Annotated in this window: 8 protein-coding genes, 2 tRNA genes and 3 rRNA genes; 9 read left to right on the top strand and 4 right to left on the bottom strand. The window is 44.5% G+C overall.

The annotated features are described in order from the left end of the window. Window positions 1-2 precede the first annotated feature (2 nt). Window positions 3-1859 carry a penicillin-binding protein 2 gene (mrdA, locus tag BF9343_RS18935; RefSeq protein WP_005792058.1) on the top strand — a complete coding sequence of 619 codons (1857 nt, stop codon included), beginning with the start codon at window positions 3-5 and terminating at the stop codon, window positions 1857-1859. Further along, a complete protein-coding gene (gene rodA, locus BF9343_RS18930) occupies window positions 1840-3297 on the top strand; it encodes a rod shape-determining protein RodA (RefSeq protein ID WP_005792061.1) in 1458 nt (485 codons plus the stop codon). Before mrdA ends, rodA begins: the two co-directional genes overlap by 20 nt. On the opposite strand, the gene BF9343_RS18925 is transcribed toward rodA, so the two are convergent. Genes BF9343_RS18925 through metF form a run of 4 tightly spaced genes read right to left on the bottom strand, consistent with a single transcriptional unit; the run spans window position 3292 to window position 7277 of the window. After that, window positions 3292-3762: a gliding motility lipoprotein GldH gene (locus BF9343_RS18925; protein ID WP_005799202.1), complete on the bottom strand. Its 471-nt coding sequence runs from the start codon at window positions 3760-3762 to the stop codon at window positions 3292-3294. The genes rodA and BF9343_RS18925 overlap by 6 nt on opposite strands. Continuing rightward, window positions 3740-5194, bottom strand: a complete 1455-nt coding sequence (locus BF9343_RS18920) for a PSP1 domain-containing protein (protein ID WP_005799204.1) — start codon at window positions 5192-5194, stop codon at window positions 3740-3742. Before BF9343_RS18920 ends, BF9343_RS18925 begins: the two co-directional genes overlap by 23 nt. 16 nt (window positions 5195-5210) lie before the next feature. Beyond that, on the bottom strand, window positions 5211-6320 hold the full coding sequence (locus tag BF9343_RS18915; RefSeq protein WP_005799206.1) for a DNA polymerase III subunit: 1110 nt from the start codon (window positions 6318-6320) through the stop codon (window positions 5211-5213). Window positions 6321-6323: 3 nt separating this feature from the next. After that, the gene (gene metF / locus BF9343_RS18910) at window positions 6324-7277 is read right to left on the bottom strand and encodes a methylenetetrahydrofolate reductase [NAD(P)H] (RefSeq protein WP_005792069.1); all 954 of its coding nucleotides are present in this window, start codon (window positions 7275-7277) and stop codon (window positions 6324-6326) included. Between the two features lie 2231 nt (window positions 7278-9508). Here metF and BF9343_RS18900 point away from each other — a divergent pair. The 7 genes from BF9343_RS18900 to rpmF all read left to right on the top strand — a co-directional run bounded on the left by BF9343_RS18900 (window position 9509) and on the right by rpmF (window position 15694). Further along, window positions 9509-11037, top strand: a 16S ribosomal RNA gene (locus BF9343_RS18900). Between the two features lie 154 nt (window positions 11038-11191). Continuing rightward, window positions 11192-11268: transfer RNA gene (locus BF9343_RS18895), tRNA-Ile, on the top strand. Between the two features lie 28 nt (window positions 11269-11296). Continuing rightward, window positions 11297-11370: transfer RNA gene (locus BF9343_RS18890), tRNA-Ala, on the top strand. 150 nt (window positions 11371-11520) lie between these two features. Then, window positions 11521-14407: ribosomal RNA gene (locus tag BF9343_RS18885) — 23S ribosomal RNA — on the top strand. Window positions 14408-14497: 90 nt separating this feature from the next. Further along, window positions 14498-14608: ribosomal RNA gene (rrf, locus tag BF9343_RS18880) — 5S ribosomal RNA — on the top strand. The 16S, 23S and 5S rRNA genes sit together here with 2 tRNA genes alongside, the layout of an rRNA operon. A gap of 311 nt (window positions 14609-14919) precedes the next feature. Beyond that, complete coding sequence (locus tag BF9343_RS18875; RefSeq protein WP_005791880.1) at window positions 14920-15495, top strand: YceD family protein; 576 nt, start codon at window positions 14920-14922, stop codon at window positions 15493-15495. A gap of 13 nt (window positions 15496-15508) precedes the next feature. Then, the gene (rpmF, locus tag BF9343_RS23250) at window positions 15509-15694 is read left to right on the top strand and encodes a 50S ribosomal protein L32 (RefSeq protein ID WP_002562387.1); all 186 of its coding nucleotides are present in this window, start codon (window positions 15509-15511) and stop codon (window positions 15692-15694) included. The last annotated feature ends 42 nt before the right edge of the window (window positions 15695-15736 follow it).

Genomic DNA, 15736 nt, shown 5'->3' with positions numbered 1-15736 from the left:
GTATGGCAAAAGATTATGTTTTAGAGAAACGGAAATATGTGATCGGCGGAGTAGCATTGGCTATTGTCCTGATTTATCTGCTGCGTCTGTTTTCTCTCCAGATAGCTACTGATGACTATAAAAAAAATGCCGACAGTAATGCTTTCCTGAATAAGATTCAGTACCCGTCACGTGGGGCAATGTACGACCGGAATGATAAACTGTTAGTGTTTAATCAGCCTGCGTATGATATAACAATGGTGCCGAAGGAAGTTGAGAACCTCGATACACTCGACTTGTGCCAGACGCTGAATATCACTCGTGCACAGTTTCTGAAGATAATGAGCGATATGAAAGATCGTCGCAGGAATCCCGGTTATTCACGCTATACCAATCAGGTATTCATGTCTCAACTTTCGGCAGAAGAATGTGGCGTATTTCAGGAGAAGCTATTTAAGTTTCACGGATTCTATATCCAGCGACGTACCATTCGTCAATATAGCTATAACTCCGCTGCCCATGTGCTTGGTGATATTGGTGAAGTATCAATGAAAGACATCGAAAATGATGATTACTACATCCGGGGAGACTATATCGGGAAACAGGGTATTGAAAAATCATATGAATCTTATTTACGGGGTGAAAAGGGCGTTGAGGTATTGTTGAGGGATGCGCATGGACGTATACAGGGACATTATATGGATGGAAAGTATGATAAGCGTCCGATACCCGGAAAGAACCTGAAGCTCGGAATCGATATCGATCTCCAGATGTTGGGAGAACGCTTGTTGAAAAATAAAATCGGGAGTATTGTTGCTATCGAACCGGAGACGGGAGAAATACTTTGCATGGTTTCTTCACCCGATTTTGATCCGAGACTGATGATTGGCCGTCAGCGCGGAAAGAACCATTTGATGCTCCAGAGAGATCCGATGAAACCTTTGTTAAACCGTTCGATTATGGGAGTATATCCTCCGGGATCGACGTTTAAAACGGCACAAGCGCTGACTTTCTTACAAGAAGGGATTATTCAGACCAATACGCCGGCTTTCCCTTGTGCTCATGGGTTCAATTACGGGAGTTTGCATGTGGGATGTCATGCCCATGGTTCGCCGTTGCCGCTAATACCGGCCATTGCGACTTCATGTAACTCTTATTTTTGTTGGGGCTTGTTCCGGATGTTTGGCGATCGCAAGTATGGCTCCTCACAAAATGCCATTACTGTATGGAAAGACCACATGGTGTCTCAGGGTTTTGGCTATAAACTCGGGGTGGATTTACCGGGTGAAAAGCGGGGATTGATTCCTAATGCTCAGTTTTATGACAAGGCCTATCGTGGACGTTGGAATGGGTTGACGGTGATCAGTATCGCAATTGGCCAGGGAGAGATTCTGGCAACTCCTTTGCAGATAGCCAATTTGGGTGCGACAATAGCCAATCGGGGACATTTTATTACTCCACATATTGTGAAGGAAATTCAAGATGAACAACTCGACAGCCTCTATCGAGTTCCCAGAAAAACCTCTATCGACCGGAAACACTATGAAGATGTGGTTACAGGCATGCGTGCTGCGGTCACAGGAGGTACTTGCCGGGTAGCAGGAGCCATTTTACCGGACGTTGAAGTATGTGGCAAAACCGGTACGGCGCAGAACCGAGGACATGACCACTCCGTTTTTATGGGATTTGCTCCCATGAATAACCCAAAGATAGCCATCGCCGTATATGTTGAGAATGGTGGTTTTGGCGCAGTCTACGGAGTACCGATCGGAGCATTGATGATGGAACAATATTTAAAAGGGAAACTCTCTCCGGAGAATGAGATACGTGCAGAAGAATATAGTAATAGAGTGATTATGTATGGAAACGAGGAGCGTTAGTTTATGGAAAACATTGGATTGGGTAACGATCGTCATTTACCTGCTCCTTATAATCGGTGGATGGTTTAGTGTGTGCGGTGCCAGTTATGATTATGGTGATCGTGACTTTCTGGACTTTTCAACACGTGCCGGTAGGCAGTTTGTGTGGATTATCTGTTCCTTTGGGCTTGGTTTTATACTCCTGATGCTTGAAGAACGAATGTACGATATGTTTGCATACCTGATATATATAGGTATGATTCTTCTGTTAATCGTAACCATTTTTATTGCACCCGATACGAAAGGTTCCCGTTCGTGGTTAATATTAGGTCCGGTCAGTCTGCAGCCGGCGGAGTTTGCAAAATTTGCCACAGCTTTGGCTCTGGCAAAGTTTATGAATGCCTATTCATTTAATATCAAGAAGTGGAAGTGCTTTTTACCCTTGGTAGCTTTTATTTTACTTCCGATGTTGCTGATTATTTTGCAGAAAGAAACCGGTTCGGCATTGGTCTATCTTGCCTTCTTCTTGGTGTTATATCGCGAGGGTATGCCTGGAGTAGTTTTGTTTTCGGGAGTATGTGCCGTAGTCTATTTTGTGGTCGGTATTCGTTTCGATCAGGTATTTATAGCCGATACGCCTACGCCTATCGGAGAGTTTGCCGTGTTGTTGATGATACTTTTATTTGCCGGTTCCATGGTTTGGGTGTATAGGAAAAAGTGGGAACCTGTACGGAATATGATAGGCGGTAGTTTGCTTGTGCTGCTGATCGCTTATCTCGTTTCTGAGTATCTCTCTCCATTCAATTTGGTTTGGGTGGAGTGGGGGCTTTGTGTGGTGACCATAGGTTATCTACTTTACTTATCTTTGAGCGAACGGCAACGTGCCTATCTTTTGATCGGATTGTTTGCTTTGGGTTCTATCGGTTTTCTTTATTCAAGTGATTATGTGTTCGACAACATTCTTGAACCTCATCAGCAGATTCGTATAAAAGTGGTGTTGGGGATGGAAGAGGACTTGGCCGGAGCCGGTTACAACGTTAACCAGTCGAAGATTGCGATTGGTTCCGGAGGGTTGACGGGTAAAGGTTTTCTGAATGGTACACAAACCAAGTTGAAATATGTGCCCGAACAAGATACCGATTTCATTTTCTGTACTGTGGGTGAAGAACAGGGGTTTGTTGGTTCGGCAGCCGTTCTTTTGCTTTTCTTGGCATTGATACTCCGTCTTATAGCGACGTCAGAGCGGCAGACTTCTACTTTCGGGCGGGTTTATGGCTATTCGGTTGTGAGCATTTTCCTGTTCCATTTGTTTATTAACATCGGAATGGTACTTGGTCTGACTCCTGTAATCGGTATTCCGTTGCCTTTCTTTAGTTATGGCGGGTCATCTTTATGGGGATTTACGATTCTGCTTTTTATCTTTCTGCGTATCGATGCGGGGCGTAGCAGACGGCTATAAATGTTCTATTTTCAATCCCACATCACTGATCCCGGTTAGTTGTTCATTCTTCATTTCGTGTACTATTTTGAAAGTATAGTTGCCGGGATGTTTAACAAAGCAGTCCTTCAAAGGGAGTGCCGATTGGTAGAGACTTCCCCAGCCGGTTCCTGTCCATTTACCTTCCCGGTCAGTCAGTATAAACTTCAGGGTATCTGTCTTCCATACAGTTGAATCTTCCAGATTATAATGGATGAGGATATTCAGGTTCTGATAAGGGTAGTTACTGCTGTTGCGTACACCAACGGACAGTCGCAGGTTGGCTAGGGAATCTTTTAGAGGCACGTTGAAAAAGAGTGTATCACTCTTCTTCCATCCATCCGGGGGAGTGGATTGGTAAGAGTGATACACAGTATTTTCGTCACATGCAGTCAGAACCCATGTGGTAAGGAGCATGCAAATGCTATTCTTGAGCAGGCTTTTCATTTTCCTGAGCTTTCTCGATACGTTTAGGTTGTTCATTGTTGCGCGGTCCGCGTGGTTCGCGAGGAGGGCGCTGTTCACGGGGTTCGTTTTTACGCGTTTCCCGGTTCTCGTTGCTACGCGGTTCACGAGACTCATTATTTTTACGTGGTTGGTTGTTGTTGCGATTATTGTTTTTCGGACGTTCACCACGTGTACGCTGTTGGTTTTGTACAGGCTGAGAACCGTTGTTCTCCTGTGCATTAATCGGAGTGGGCTGTGAACTCTGTGTTTCGCCATTGGTAGCTTGTTGCGGGCGGTTATTATTCTTCTTTTTCTTTTTCCGGTTTCCGTTTCCGCCTTCGTCCTTTCCATTTCCGTCTTTGGCGTTACGGCGGCGGTCACGGTCGAAACGCGTCAAGCTTTCCTGCTCCAGCAAATCAACAGGCTTTTTAGGTTCCGGTTTGCGTTCGGCTTCCAACAGACTGTCCGGTTTAATACCTCTTTTGTTCAGCCCTATCACTTCGAATGCACGTTTTCCGCTAATGGTCACTAAGTTTGCTGCAAAGTTTTTGTCGGTTGAATACGAAATCTGATTACTGAGGATATCTGCTTTGAAGAAGTAATAGGTTCCGTCTTTGGTTTCCAGTTCGATTTCTCTTGAGGGCAGACGTTTTTGTGCTTCTACATAGCAGTCCACTTCATAGTTCAGGCAACATTTTAACTTGGCACACTGTCCGGCCAACTTTTGAGGATTCAGTGAAATATCCTGATACCTTGCCGCACTGGTTGATACGGATACAAAACTGGTCATCCAGGTGGCACAGCATAACTCACGTCCGCAAGGGCCGATACCTCCGATGCGTCCGGCTTCCTGCCGTGCACCGATTTGCTTCATTTCGATACGTACTCTAAAAGCTTCGGCCAGTACTTTAATCAATTGGCGGAAGTCTACGCGTTCGTCGGCGATATAATAAAAGATAGCTTTATTGCCGTCTCCTTGATATTCTACATCACCAATTTTCATATCCAGATTCAGACTGGCTGCTATCTGCCGTGCACGAATCATTGTGGTATGTTCTTTGGCTTTTGCTTCTTCATATTTCTCCATATCTACAGCTTTTGCTTTGCGGTAGATACGCTTGATTTCGGCATCCTGTTTAAAGTTTGCCTTTTTCATCTGGAGGGGGACTAATCGTCCTGTCAGGGTGACAGTACCAATATCGTGTCCCGGAGTAGCTTCTACAGCTACGATATCGCCTTTCTCCAATTTGATTTTGTTACTGTTACGGTAGTAGCCTTTACGGGTGTTCTTAAATTGAACTTCTACCATATCACTCTCCTCTGCATTGCCTGGTATGTCGGCCAGCCAATCATAGGTATTTAGTTTTTTATCTTGTCGGGAACAGCTTTTACAACAAAGACCTCCGCTCCCATTATGCAGTTTAAATTCCATATACTTTATTTTAGAGTTATTGCTTTAACAGTACGATCATCTTCAGCGAGAAGTCGAAAAATACCATTTTAGCATTTACGTTCTGTTCAATATGTTTTTGAGCTTCACTCAGTTCATCCATGATGCCCATTACATTTCGTTCGTTGACAAAAGGGGCAAACCGTGTAGCGAAGTTCTGTTCTTCTAATGTCATATAAGTCAACTCTTTCCGGTGTAGGTTGTAGATAAAATTCTCCCGGATCATTCGTTGGCAGTATTCCAGAAAATTTTTCTGGCGTTCGCGTCCCATGCCTGCCACTTGTTCACTCCATAATTTCATTTCCCGGATTTTCCGTTGGTAAGAGAGTCGCATCAAACTGACAAACAGTTCGAAAAACAACTGATTCTCTTCATTCAGGTGAATCGTCTCGAGGGCTTTGATAAAGTTTCCGTTGGCTAGGTGGGCGATCGAAATACTGGTTGCCTGCTGGACCCCGTATTTGCTTTGTAAAGCCTCGGCCATACACTCTTCCTCAATTTTACGTAGATTGAAGCGTTGTGTGCGGCTCAATATCGTTTGGAGAATTAAATCGGGAGCCTCCGAAACCAAAAGGAAGATTGTCTTTTCGGGTGGTTCTTCCAGCAGTTTCAATAACTTGTTGGCACAAGCCTGTTGCATCTTTTCCGGCAGCCAGAGGAGTGTAATCTTAAATCCGCCCTCGCTGGATTTAAGGCTGAGCTTTTTCATGATCTCATCACTCTCTTTGGTGTAGATTACGGCCTGTGCATTTTCTGCATTTATTTCGTTCAGCCAATGATTGATGGTAAAATAGGGATTGTTTAACACCAATTTTCTCCATTCTACAATGTAGTCATCGCTTCTCCCGTTTTTTACTACCGGAAAGACGAAATGAACATCCGGGTGAACCAGCTTATTGAATTTCACACATGACGGACAGACTCCGCAAGCATCAGTGTCACTACGATTGGTGCAACTCAGATAGCGTGCATAGGCCAGTGCCAGCGGAAACTTGCCTACCCCTTCGGGCCCACAAAAAAGCTGGGCATGGGGGATGCGTCCTTCGCTGACTTCTTGTATCAGTCGATACTTGGCCTCTTCTTGTCCGATGACGTCTCTGAAAAACATGGCTTAGTAAATTGCTTTGGCTACTTCTTTGATACTGTCCACTGCTCCGATGGAGTAGAAATGGATACTGGGCACACCGGCTGCCATCAACTCTTTGCATTGGCTGATGCACCATTCGATGCCTACCTGACGGGCTTCCTCATCGGTTTGGCACTTCAGTGCTTCCTTGGTCAACTCTTCCGGAAGGTCTACCTTGAACGTTTTAGGCACCATATTCAGTTGTGATATCTTTTTAAAGGGCTTAATACCCGGGATGATAGGGATGTCGATACCTGCCTGATGTACCTTTTCTACGAATTCAAAGTACTTTTTGTTATCGTAAAACAGTTGGGTAACGGCATATTCTGCACCGGCTTCCACTTTCTTCTTCAACCAATAGATATCCATATCGATATTAGGAGCTTCTTCATGCTTTTCCGGATAGCAAGCCACACCGTATGAGAAAGGAGTATTAGTCACTTTCATCTCCGATCCGTCTACAAAAATACCTTTGTTGAAGTTATTGATTTGTTGCTGTAGATCCAAAGCATGATGATGTCCGTCTCCCTCAGGAGTAAACACGGTTTCATGTTTGGCTTTATCGCCACGAAGCACTAATAGATCTGTAATACCCAGGAACTGAAGGTCGAGCAGTACATATTCTGTCTCTTCCTGTGTAAACCCGCTACACAAAATGTGGGGTACTACTGTGATGTTGTATTTATTCTGGATGGCAGCAGCTACAGCTACGGTTCCCGGACGTCTTCTCAGGCGGTTGCGCTGAAAAAGTCCGTTGCCTAAATCCCGATATACATACTCACTGCGATGAGTGGTGATGTTGATATACTTTGGGTCGAACTCACGTAAGGTATCTATGGTTTGGTACAACTTCTCGATGCCCGTACCCTTTAAAGGAGGGAGTATTTCGAAAGAGAAAGCTGTTTTTTCGTTGCTATGTATTAAATCAATTACTCTCATTATTTTTTTATTCGTCTTTGCTATCCTTGCAGAAGCATGCATATTGGGACAAAAATACGAAAAAAAGATGAAACGAAATCGTTGTAGAACCTGAAAAGATTGCCTTTGGTCCCAGTTATGATTCTTTTTCTGTTGTTAACCTGAACTTTTAATGAATAGGAGGCAAAACTTTTATAGAAAGATATTTATTGTAACTTGTTTGGAGATATTTAGCTGGTTTGTATAATGCTTACATACAAGCGGTGGCTATTTCAGCTTGAGTTGTAATGGACGGAATGGAGAAATAAGTTTCTACTTCAAGATGATTCAAACATCATTATCTGTATCGGGCTAAACATTATTTCAGTGGAGGGAACTTTTCTATGTTGTTAATGCTATAATGGGGATGATTGATGCAAAACGATTAGGCATAGGGACAAGGAGTGGGTGAGTGTGGTTTATAGAGTAGGCTAAGGTTGATTCATATAGTCTGGCACTGTCCAGAATTTTGTGTAAATAGAAAACTTCAGGATTCAGGTTTTATACTTGAATCCTGTATAGTCTCTTCTCAAATCTATACATCTCCTTATTCTCTTTCTTTCTTTCTTTCTTTCTTTCTTTGAGCAGCTCTCTATTTCCCTAAAAATACCCCTATAACCTCTTTACACAGCCATCCTTTTATCTTTAAAACCAAGACTCCTTACCTTTTAAGCCAACAACACCCCTTGGCTTTAAACCAACATGCCTTTGGTTTGAAAGGTAGGCTTCTCCTGTTTTTACCCTAAATTTTGCTTATGAAAATACTTTATAATGAAACCTTCCTGATCGCAAATGTTCTTCCGGATTGCACCGGCACTTGCTTTAATTGCACCTATACCTGCTCTGATTGCATCCATACCTGCTCTGATCACAACTATACTTACTTCATTTTACACTACCCAATGTCCTGTGGGTTTTAATAGTAAGCTCCTCCCGCTTCCATTCCCAACCTTGCTTTTAAAATCCCCTGCCCCCATACTTGTCCTAATCGCAACTATCCCTTTCGGTCCGGCACTTATCCCTTTTCCCAGTAAACACTCCCTTGTCTCTCTATTGTATTCATCTTCAATTCTTTTCTTCCTTTCTTTTCTTCTCTTCCTATTACTTGATTTAACACCCTGTTAAATCAAGTCTTTTGTCTCCAAATAACAAGGCTTTTAGAAGCAGAAGCCTTGTTATTTCCGTCCTGGAAATAAATGTTTCCCCAACTGCATTAACAATGTTAACGCAGGATTCCGTTCAATTCCCGTTTGATTCTTGTTTGATCCTTGTCTGATTTCTGTTTGACTTCTGCTCAATTTCCATTCACTCCCCGTCTGATTTTCGTTTAATTTCCGTTCACTCTCCATTTGATTCCGGTCCAATCCTCGCCTGATTCCTACCGACTTTTCAGTTTAACCCTGTTTGACTACCATCTGACTCTTATCTGACTTCCGTTTGATTCCCGTTCAATCCTTGTCACAATCCCGTCGTATTTTCTGTTTACCTCCCGTTAAATTCGCTATTTTCTCCTCAATTTCCTCCCGCAAACACTTCTCCTTCTCCCTTTCTCGGCAAATACCCTTTTCCCTCTCTCCGATAAATTTCCCCTATATAATATAATAATGTGTCCCTTTTCTTCTCTTCCTTCCCTTCCCCCATCATCCTGTATTAAAATCCTCCTCTCCCTCAGCCCTTTACGTTTTTATTCAAAATATTTTCAAAAAAATCCCCTTTTATATTTGTCTCTTATCTCCTAATGCCTTACTTTTGCATCCGCTTTCCAAGAGACGGACAGCATTTAATTTTGACATGTTGCAACGGCGTAGGACCTGCCTTACAGAATAACAAAAATAATTTCCTTTTTATTTGGATCATTATTATAAAAGTCGTTATCTTTGCAGTCCGATTCGCAGAGCGAGGGCCTTTGGCTGTCTTTTCTTTCCCTTTCGCACAGAGAGGCTTGGAAATAAAAGACGGGCATTGAGAAAAAAAACTTCCCAAAACATTTGGCAGTTTAAAATAAACCCCTTACCTTTGCACCCGCTTTTGAAACGAAGCAGAATTTAAAAAGAAGAGTTCTTTGAAACATTGATAAACAATACAAGTAGTACAAGTCAAATTTAGAACCGTCAATACTTATTATATAGGTATGTAAAAATGACCGTCAATAAATTTTCGACATCCTGAACAGAGCTAATATCATCCCTTATGGGATATATAACAATACTTTTACAATGAAGAGTTTGATCCTGGCTCAGGATGAACGCTAGCTACAGGCTTAACACATGCAAGTCGAGGGGCATCAGGAAGAAAGCTTGCTTTCTTTGCTGGCGACCGGCGCACGGGTGAGTAACACGTATCCAACCTGCCCTTTACTCGGGGATAGCCTTTCGAAAGAAAGATTAATACCCGATAGCATAATGATTCCGCATGGTTTCATTATTAAAGGATTCCGGTAAAGGATGGGGATGCGTTCCATTAGGTTGTTGGTGAGGTAACGGCTCACCAAGCCTTCGATGGATAGGGGTTCTGAGAGGAAGGTCCCCCACATTGGAACTGAGACACGGTCCAAACTCCTACGGGAGGCAGCAGTGAGGAATATTGGTCAATGGGCGCTAGCCTGAACCAGCCAAGTAGCGTGAAGGATGAAGGCTCTATGGGTCGTAAACTTCTTTTATATAAGAATAAAGTGCAGTATGTATACTGTTTTGTATGTATTATATGAATAAGGATCGGCTAACTCCGTGCCAGCAGCCGCGGTAATACGGAGGATCCGAGCGTTATCCGGATTTATTGGGTTTAAAGGGAGCGTAGGTGGACTGGTAAGTCAGTTGTGAAAGTTTGCGGCTCAACCGTAAAATTGCAGTTGATACTGTCAGTCTTGAGTACAGTAGAGGTGGGCGGAATTCGTGGTGTAGCGGTGAAATGCTTAGATATCACGAAGAACTCCGATTGCGAAGGCAGCTCACTGGACTGCAACTGACACTGATGCTCGAAAGTGTGGGTATCAAACAGGATTAGATACCCTGGTAGTCCACACAGTAAACGATGAATACTCGCTGTTTGCGATATACAGTAAGCGGCCAAGCGAAAGCATTAAGTATTCCACCTGGGGAGTACGCCGGCAACGGTGAAACTCAAAGGAATTGACGGGGGCCCGCACAAGCGGAGGAACATGTGGTTTAATTCGATGATACGCGAGGAACCTTACCCGGGCTTAAATTGCAGTGGAATGATGTGGAAACATGTCAGTGAGCAATCACCGCTGTGAAGGTGCTGCATGGTTGTCGTCAGCTCGTGCCGTGAGGTGTCGGCTTAAGTGCCATAACGAGCGCAACCCTTATCTTTAGTTACTAACAGGTTATGCTGAGGACTCTAGAGAGACTGCCGTCGTAAGATGTGAGGAAGGTGGGGATGACGTCAAATCAGCACGGCCCTTACGTCCGGGGCTACACACGTGTTACAATGGGGGGTACAGAAGGCAGCTAGCGGGTGACCGTATGCTAATCCCAAAATCCTCTCTCAGTTCGGATCGAAGTCTGCAACCCGACTTCGTGAAGCTGGATTCGCTAGTAATCGCGCATCAGCCACGGCGCGGTGAATACGTTCCCGGGCCTTGTACACACCGCCCGTCAAGCCATGGGAGCCGGGGGTACCTGAAGTACGTAACCGCAAGGATCGTCCTAGGGTAAAACTGGTGACTGGGGCTAAGTCGTAACAAGGTAGCCGTACCGGAAGGTGCGGCTGGAACACCTCCTTTCTGGAGCGATGTTGAAAACGACGTTCATTGGTTCTAAATTGTACTACTGGTACTTGTTTATTTATAGAATATAGATCAACCATCTATAGCAATATAGATAGAGATAAACAAGAGAAAAACAGAAGCCGAGTCTAAAACAGGACACGGTTGAACTAGTCCTATAGCTCAGTTGGTTAGAGCGCTACACTGATAATGTAGAGGTCGGCAGTTCAACTCTGCCTGGGACTACCAACAGATAGATATTTTATCTTGTATGATTGGGGGATTAGCTCAGCTGGCTAGAGCATCTGCCTTGCACGCAGAGGGTCAACGGTTCGAATCCGTTATTCTCCACTCCGATACCGCGACCTAACAGGCTTGCGTGTAATCAAACGATCTTTGACATGATGTACAGAAAAAAGTAAATTTAGTAAGAGCTAAAAGTATATATCGAACCATTTGGTTCAGATCCTTTTTAAGAAAAGGAGATGAATCTGGCGATAAAAGAAAGTAAATAAGGGCGCATGGCGGATGCCTTGGCTCTCGGAGGCGATGAAGGACGTGATAAGCTGCGATAAGCTTCGGGTAGGTGCAAATGACCTTTGATCCGAAGATTTCCGAATGGGACAACCCGGCATTCTGAAGGAATGTCATCCAACTTGGTTGGAGGCTAACGCAGGGAACTGAAACATCTTAGTACCTGCAGGAAAAGAAAATAAATAATGATTCCCCTAGTAGTGGCGAGCGAACGGGGATTAGCCCAAACCACCCATGTTACGGCATGTGTGGGGTTGTAGGACCACGCTCTCGCAAGACAGTTATTGAGAAGAAACGACTGGAAAGTCGTGCCATAGACGGTGATAGCCCGGTATTCTAAGGTAACCGAAGCGTAGTGGTATCCTGAGTAGCGCGGAGCACGAGGAATTCTGCGTGAACCAGCCGGGACCATCCGGTAAGGCTAAATACTCCCGAGAGACCGATAGCGAACCAGTACTGTGAAGGAAAGGTGAAAAGCACTTCGAATAGAAGAGTGAAATAGTCCCTGAAACCATGCGCCTACAAGCGGTCGGAGCAGCTTAAGCTGTGACGGCGTGCCTTTTGCATAATGAACCTACGAGTTACTTTTTCCGGCAAGGTTAAGCATCTTGAGATGTGGATCCGAAGCGAAAGCGAGTCTGAACAGGGCGGATAGTCGGAAGGAGTAGACGCGAAACCAAGTGATCTACCCTTGGGCAGGTTGAAGGTTAGGTAACACTAACTGGAGGACCGAACCGATAAGCGTTGAAAAGCTTCCGGATGACCTGAGGGTGGGGGTGAAAGGCTAATCAAACTTGGAGATAGCTCGTACTCCCCGAAATGCATTTAGGTGCAGCCTTGAGAGTTACTAATGTGAGGTAGAGCGACTGATAAGATGCGAGGGCTTCACCGCCTATCAAGTCTTGATAAACTCCGAATGCGCATTAGTTCTATCTCAGGAGTGAGGGCATGGGTGCTAAGGTCCATGTCCTAAAGGAGAAGAATCCAGACCATCAGCTAAGGTCCCCAAATAAACACTAAGTTGAACTAACGAAGTCAGATTGCTAAGACAGCTAGGATGTTGGCTTGGAAGCAGCCATTCATTTAAAGAGTGCGTAACAGCTCACTAGTCGAGGAGTTTGGCGTGGATAATAATCGGGCATAAGTGTTTTACCGAAGCTATGGGATACGTAAGTATCGGTAGGGGAGCATTCCACTCAGCGTTGAAGGCGAAGCGTGAGCTTTACTGGAGCGTGTGGAAAAGCAAATGTAGGTATAAGTAACGATAAAGGGGGTGAGAAACCCCCTCGCCGCAAGACTAAGGTTTCCTGATCAACGCTAATCGGATCAGGGTTAGTCGGGTCCTAAGGCTCAGCCGAACGGTGAGGCCGATGGCAGAACAGGTTAATATTCCTGTACTACCTATAAGAGTGATGTGGAGACGGAGGAGTGACAACGCCGCGGACTGACGGAATAGTCCGTTAAAGGGTGTAGATGTTGATTATCCCAGGCAAATCCGGGATAAGAGTCGAACCTGACAGTATACCAATTTCCCCGGAAAACGGTAATAGTGCGTGTAAACATACTCCCAAGAAAATCCGCTAAACTTAATCTTATAGGTACCCGTACCGTAAACGGACACACGTAGTCGGGTTGAATATACTCAGGCGCTTGAGTGAATCACGGTTAAGGAACTAGGCAAATTGACCCTGTAACTTCGGGATAAAGGGTCCCTACCCGGTGACGGGAGGGCGCAGAGAATAGGTCCAGGCAACTGTTTAACAAAAACACAGGGCTGTGCAAAATTGAAAGATCACGTATACAGCCTGACACCTGCCCGGTGCTGGAAGGTTAAGAGGAGATGTCATCGCAAGAGAAGCATTGAATTGAAGCCCCAGTAAACGGCGGCCGTAACTATAACGGTCCTAAGGTAGCGAAATTCCTTGTCGGGTAAGTTCCGACCTGCACGAATGGTGTAATGATCTGGACACTGTCTCAACCGTGAGCTCAGTGAAATTGTAGTATCGGTGAAGATGCCGATTACCCGCGATGGGACGAAAAGACCCCGTGAACCTTTACTATAGCTTAACATTGAATTTGGGTAATTGATGTGTAGGATAGGCCGGAGACTTTGAAGCAGGCACGCCAGTGTTTGTGGAGTCGCTGTTGAAATACGGCCCTTTGGTTATTTGAGTTCTAACTCGCTGATGCGAGGACACTGTTTGGTGGGTAGTTTGACTGGGGTGGTCGCCTCCAAAAGCGTAACGGAGGCTTCTAAAGGTGCCCTCACGCCGATTGGTAACCGGCGGTAGAGTGTAATGGCATAAGGGCGCTTGACTGGGAGACTTACAAGTCGATCAGGTAGGAAACTAGAGCATAGTGATCCGGTGTTTCCGTATGGAAGGGACATCGCTCAAAGGATAAAAGGTACTCCGGGGATAACAGGCTGATCCCTCCCAAGAGCTCATATCGACGGAGGGGTTTGGCACCTCGATGTCGGCTCGTCACATCCTGGGGCTGGAGAAGGTCCCAAGGGTTGGGCTGTTCGCCCATTAAAGTGGCACGCGAGCTGGGTTCAGAACGTCGTGAGACAGTTCGGTCTCTATCTATCGTGGGCGTATGAAATTTGCGTGGCTCTGACACTAGTACGAGAGGACCGTGTTGGACTGACCTCTGGTTTACCGGTTGTGCCGCCAGGTGCATTGCCGGGTATCTAAGTCGGGATTGGATAAGTGCTGAAAGCATCTAAGTACGAAGCCAGCCACAAGATTAGATTTCTTTCAGGGTCGTTGTAGACTACAACGTTGATAGGACGCAGGTGTACAGGTGGTAACATCACAGCCGAGCGTTACTAATTGCCCGATGACTTTCTTTTATCCGCCTTCAATGGTTTATATATCCGTTTAGCTTCACTATTTATATAATAGACCGCTGAATTTACTTTTGTACATTATGTCTGCCTTATTCAGGTGACTATAGCATCAGGGTTCCACCTCTTCCCATTCCGAACAGAGAAGTTAAGCCTGATCACGCCGATGGTACTGCGTAACAGTGGGAGAGTAGGTAGTCGCCATTTTTTTCAGATGGTTCATCCCCTTCGGTCGAAAGACCGGAGGGGATGACTTGTTTTATACAGGGGGGAAGGAAAGGGAGCGCCAGGCTGCCCTGTTTCTACTCTGACCCTGGGAGTAGGGAAAGCGGGTTATAAATAAAATACTATTTAAAATACGAATATTTACTGATAATTTGTATGTTATGAGGATTATTATTCGTATCTTTGTCGCCCGAATTATGTCTACTAACTTAAGATTCAGATGAAAATTAGTTAAGTAGTACATAACGTTTGGGCTTTTTTTGTACCTTTGCAACGATTAAAAAAGAGAAGCTTTGGGAAAGTTTGATAAATACAAAATTGATTTGAAAGGAATGCAAGCAGACTCATGCAAATATGAGTTTCTACTTGACAATCTTTTTTTCGCTCATATTGATGGCCCTGAAGTTCAGAAAGGTAAAGTCAATGTAGAGTTGACCGTTAAAAAGACCTCTCGTGCTTTTGAGTTGAGTTTCCGGACTGAAGGTATCGTATGGGTACCATGTGACCGTTGTCTGGATGAAATGGAACAACCGGTTACTTCTTCTGATAAGTTGATGGTAAAATTTGGCCATGAATATGCTGAGGAGGGAGATAACCTGATTGTGATCCCTGAAGAAGAAGGGGAGATCAATGTAGCTTGGTTTATGTATGAGTTTATAGCTTTGGCTATTCCGATGAAGCATGTACATGCCCCGGGCAAGTGTAATAAAGCTGTGACCAGTAAGCTGAATAAACACCTGAGAACAAGTGGTGATGACGATGCTGAAGAATCTTTTGGCGCTGGTGAGGATATCGTTGTGGAAGATGAAGCGGAGGAACAGATTGATCCGCGCTGGAATGAATTAAAAAAAATATTAGATAATAATTAAAGTTTAAAAGAAAATGGCACATCCTAAGAGAAGACAATCAAAAACAAGAACTGCAAAGAGAAGAACTCATGATAAAGCAGTAGCTCCTACATTGGCTATTTGCCCGAACTGCGGTGAATGGCATGTTTACCATACAGTATGCGGCGCTTGCGGATACTATAGAGGTAAGCTGGCAATTGAAAAAGAAGCTGCTGTATAATGCAGTCTGAATAAGCTTATACTTATCAAACAGCCAGAGGGC

Origin of the sequence: Bacteroides fragilis NCTC 9343, from assembly GCF_000025985.1 — a bacterium.
Classification (GTDB): Bacteria; Bacteroidota; Bacteroidia; order Bacteroidales; family Bacteroidaceae; genus Bacteroides; species Bacteroides fragilis.
The sequence above is the reverse complement of the archived record's forward strand: the minus strand, read 5'-3'. Positions and strand labels throughout refer to the sequence as shown.

Coding starts and splice junctions, on each gene's coding strand:
- mrdA (WP_005792058.1), top strand. CDS start 3: ATGGCAAAAGATTATGTTTTAGAGAAACGGAAATATGTGATCGGCGGA.
- rodA (WP_005792061.1), top strand. CDS start 1,840: ATGGAAACGAGGAGCGTTAGTTTATGGAAAACATTGGATTGGGTAACG.
- BF9343_RS18925 (WP_005799202.1), bottom strand. CDS start 3,762: ATGAAAAGCCTGCTCAAGAATAGCATTTGCATGCTCCTTACCACATGG.
- BF9343_RS18920 (WP_005799204.1), bottom strand. CDS start 5,194: ATGGAATTTAAACTGCATAATGGGAGCGGAGGTCTTTGTTGTAAAAGC.
- BF9343_RS18915 (WP_005799206.1), bottom strand. CDS start 6,320: ATGTTTTTCAGAGACGTCATCGGACAAGAAGAGGCCAAGTATCGACTG.
- metF (WP_005792069.1), bottom strand. CDS start 7,277: ATGAGAGTAATTGATTTAATACATAGCAACGAAAAAACAGCTTTCTCT.
- rpmF (WP_002562387.1), top strand. CDS start 15,509: ATGGCACATCCTAAGAGAAGACAATCAAAAACAAGAACTGCAAAGAGA.